Here is a 3,477-nt window from a genome sequence, read left to right as displayed (position 1 = left end):
CGCCGCGCCGGGTCGTCGGGCCCCCGCTGCGCCGGGTCTCGGCGCTGCTGGCCGCCGCCGCCGCGGCGGTCCTGGTCGCCGGGACGGTCGTCACCGGCACCGGCCCGCACGCGGGCGACGACAAGGCCCGCCGCTGGGGTTTCGAGATCGAGGACGTCACCCGCGTCCACAGCGGCCTCGCCTGGCTCACCGTGGGCCTGACCGTGCTGGCGCTGGTGGTGGCCTTCCGCACCGGCGCTCCGGCCGCCTACCGCCGCCGCGTGATGGTCCTGGTCGGGCTGGAGCTGGCCCAGGGGGCGCTCGGCTACATCCAGTACTTCATGGGCGTCCCGGGCCCGCTGGTCGTGCTCCACATGCTCGGCTCGGTCCTGGTCTGGATCACGGCCCTGAGCCTCCTGTTCGCGACCCGCGACCGCGGCCCCATGCCCGCCGCCGAGACCTCGGCCCCCGCGCCGTCCTCCCGCACGGCGCCCCAGCCCGCCTGATCCGGGCGTCTCGCCGCCACAGCCAGAAGCCGTAGGCCCTGCCCGGACGTCCGGGCAGGGCCTACGGCTTGCTTCTCGTCAGCGGGTGGTCCCTCGGGAAGGCGGTCCGGCCGGCGGCCGGGCTTCTCCGGTGGCTAGCCCTTCTTGGCCAGGAACTCGCGCAGGCGGGGGAGCGGCCAGGTGTTGATCACGTCGTCGGGCGTGAGCCAGGCGCGCTGGGCGGTGCCGACCGAGAACCGGATGTTGCGCATGTCGCCGACCGAGTGCGCGTCGGTGTCGATCGCGAACCGGACGCCGAGCCGCAGCGCCCGGCGGGCCAGGTCGGCGGGCAGGTCGAGGCGGTCGGGGAAGGAGTTGACCTCCATCGCCGTGCCGGTGCGGGCGGCGGCGCGGAACACCTCGTCCCAGTCGGCGTCGATCGGGGCGCGCCGGCCGAGCGACCGGGCGGTCGGGTGGCCGATCACGTTGACGTGCGGGTTCTCGCACGCGGTGACCAGGCGGCGGGTCACCTCCTCGCGGCTCTGCGTGAAGTGCGAGTGGACGGACGCCACGCACACGTCGAAACCGGCGAGGAAGTCGGCGTCCCAGTCGACCGAGCCGTCCGGGCCGATGTTCAGCTCGGTGCCGTGCAGGATCGTGAGGCCGGGGTACTCCTTCTGCAGCTCGCGGATGCGCTCGCGCTGGGCGAGCATCTTCTCGTCCGTCATCCGCTGCATGACCAGGTCGGGCGCGTGGTCGGTGACCGCGTAGTACTCCAGGCCGCGCTCGGCGGCGGCGGCGACCATCTCCTCCAGGGACGCCACGCCGTCGGTGAGGTCGGTGTGGGTGTGCAGGTCGCCGCGCAGGTCCTCCACCTGGACGAGCCGGGGCAGCTCGTCCGACTGCGCGGCCTCGATCTCGCCGGTGTCCTCGCGCAGGGTGGGCGGGATCCACGGCAGGCCGAGCCGCCGGTACACCTCCTCCTCGGTCTCCGACACCACCAGCTCGCCGGACTCGACGTCGAACAGCCCGTACTCCGACAGCTTCAGCCCGGCCCGCACGGCGATCTCGCGGGTGCGGATGTTGTGGGCCTGGGAGCCGGTGAAGTACTGCAGCGCCGCGCCCCACGACTCCGGCGGGACGACCCGCAGGTCGATCTGGAGGCCGCGCGAGGTGCGCACGGAGGTCTTCTTGTCGCCGCTTCCGATGATCTCGGTGACGAACGGCAGCGCCCGGAACGCCTCCATGACCGGCCGCGGGTCGGCGGCGGCGGCCAGCACGTCCACGTCGCCGATGGTCTCGCGCATCCGCCGCAGCGACCCGGTGTACCGGCACCGCTCGACGCCGGGCACCTCCGACAGGGCGGCGACGACGTCGTCGGCGAGCTGGGCGGCGGCGTCCACGGGGGCGCGGTCGCGGGTCTGGCCGAGCAGCTCGATGCCGTGCCGGAGGTTCTCCGCGGACTTGGGGCCGAAGCCCTTCAGGCCCTTGAGCCGGTCGGCGGCGATCGCCTCGGACAGCTCGGCGACCGAGGAGACGCCCAGCTCGTCGTACAGCTGGTAGGCGCGCTTCGGGCCGAGCGAGGGGATCTCGGTCAGCGCCCGCACCCCGGCGGGGATCTGGGCGCGCAGGTCCTCCACCTGCCGGATGGTGCCGGTCCGGTTGAAGTCGAGCAGCTTCTTGGCGATCGCCTCGCCGACCGTCGGGATCTTCCGCAGGCCGGGGAGGTCGAGCCCGGAGACGTCCTCCGGGAAGCCCGGCCGGGGAGGTCGAGCCCGGAGACGTCCTCCGGGAAGCCCTCGACCGCCCGGGCGGCCTTCTCGTAGGCCCGGATCTTGAAGGCGTCACCGCCGGTGATGGACAGCAGGTCGGCGAGCTCCCGCAGCAGCTCGGCGGCCTCCTCGTTCGCGCGTGCCATACCGGCAGCCTACGAGGCGCCTACGACAGAACGGCGGACGCCGTCCACCCAGGACCCACCGTCCACACCACACGGCGCCGAACGGCCGCGTGGCACCGGTCAGCGCAGCGGGGCGACCGGGCCGTCGGGGCGCTCGGCGCGCTCGCGGACGACGGCCTGGGCGATCTCCCCGGAGCGCTCGTCGGAGTAGGCGCGGAAGCCGTCGGCGGTGACCACGGCCAGCGACGGGTAGATGCGGCGCGACAGGTCCGGGCCGCCCGTCGCCGAGTCGTCGTCGGCGGCGTCGTACAGGGCCTGGACGGCCGCCACGGCGGCCTCGTCCTCGGTCAGGTCGTCCCGGTACAGCTTCTTCAGCGCGCCCGCGGCGTACGGGGATCCGGAGCCGTCGGCGTGGTACCGCCGGACCTCGGTCGGCGCGCCGGTGATGTCGTAGGAGTAGATGCGGCCGGTGCCGGCCTCGAGGTCCCAGCCGGCCAGCAGCGGCACGACCGCGAGGCCCTGCAGCGCCTGCCCCAGGTTCGCCTGGACGACCGCGCCGAGCCGCCGCGCCTTGCCGGGCAGCGACAGCGGGACGGTCTCCATCTTCTCGTAGTGCTCCAGCTCGACCTGGAACAGCCGGACCATCTCCATCGCCAGCCCGACCGTCCCGGCGAACGCGACCGCGCAGTGGTCGTCGCCGCGCTGGACCTTGTTCAGCTCCCGGTAGGCGATCTGGTGCCCCTGGGTGGCGCGGCGGTCGCCCGCCATCAGCACCCCGCCGGGGAAGGTCAGGGCGAGCACCGTGGTGCCGTGCGGGAGGTCCAGGGGGCGCGCGGCCTCGGGCGTCCGGTTCACCGGCAGCAGCTCGGGCGAGTGCGCGCGCAGGAAGTCCACGAACGACGCCTGCCCCGCCTCGAAGAACTCGGGCGGCAGTCCCTGCTCGTCGTTCAGGCCGGTCACGGCGGCTCCTCTCGCTCTCGTCGGGACGCCGGGTCCGTCCCGTGATCGATCCTTGCACGCTACCGCGCCACCCGCCACATCCCGCCCGCCGCCGGGCGGCGGGTCAGGACCGGCGGCCGGAACAGCGGCCGAGGGCGGCGGGCCGGGGGGCGGCGG

Annotated in this window: 3 protein-coding genes and 1 pseudogene; 1 reads left to right on the top strand and 3 read right to left on the bottom strand. The window is 74.4% G+C overall.

Going from position 1 to position 3,477, the window contains the following annotated elements; translation table 11 throughout:
* Positions 1–485: pseudogene (locus DZF91_RS39590) on the top strand (COX15/CtaA family protein); the annotation flags it as partial.
* Between the two features lie 134 nt (positions 486–619).
* Here the strand turns inward: DZF91_RS39590 and polX are convergent.
* From polX to prcB, 3 genes are all read right to left on the bottom strand, one after another.
* On the bottom strand, positions 620–2,140 hold the full coding sequence (gene polX / locus DZF91_RS08625) for a DNA polymerase/3'-5' exonuclease PolX (RefSeq protein WP_235834171.1): 1,521 nt from the start codon (positions 2,138–2,140) through the stop codon (positions 620–622).
* Positions 2,059–2,382, bottom strand: a complete 324-nt coding sequence (locus DZF91_RS41905) for a helix-hairpin-helix domain-containing protein (RefSeq protein ID WP_235834170.1) — start codon at positions 2,380–2,382, stop codon at positions 2,059–2,061. The genes polX and DZF91_RS41905 overlap by 82 nt, the downstream gene beginning before the upstream one ends.
* Positions 2,383–2,481: 99 nt before the next feature.
* Positions 2,482–3,321: a proteasome subunit beta gene (prcB, locus tag DZF91_RS08620; protein WP_117356954.1), complete on the bottom strand. Its 840-nt coding sequence runs from the start codon at positions 3,319–3,321 to the stop codon at positions 2,482–2,484.
* Positions 3,322–3,477: the final 156 nt, after the last annotated feature.

This window comes from Actinomadura logoneensis, assembly GCF_003428695.1.
Taxonomy (GTDB): domain Bacteria; phylum Actinomycetota; class Actinomycetes; order Streptosporangiales; family Streptosporangiaceae; genus Spirillospora; species Spirillospora logoneensis.
This window is presented reverse-complemented; position numbering and strand designations above follow the sequence as displayed.

Coding starts and splice junctions, on each gene's coding strand:
- DZF91_RS41905 (WP_235834170.1), bottom strand. CDS start 2,382: ATGGCACGCGCGAACGAGGAGGCCGCCGAGCTGCTGCGGGAGCTCGCC.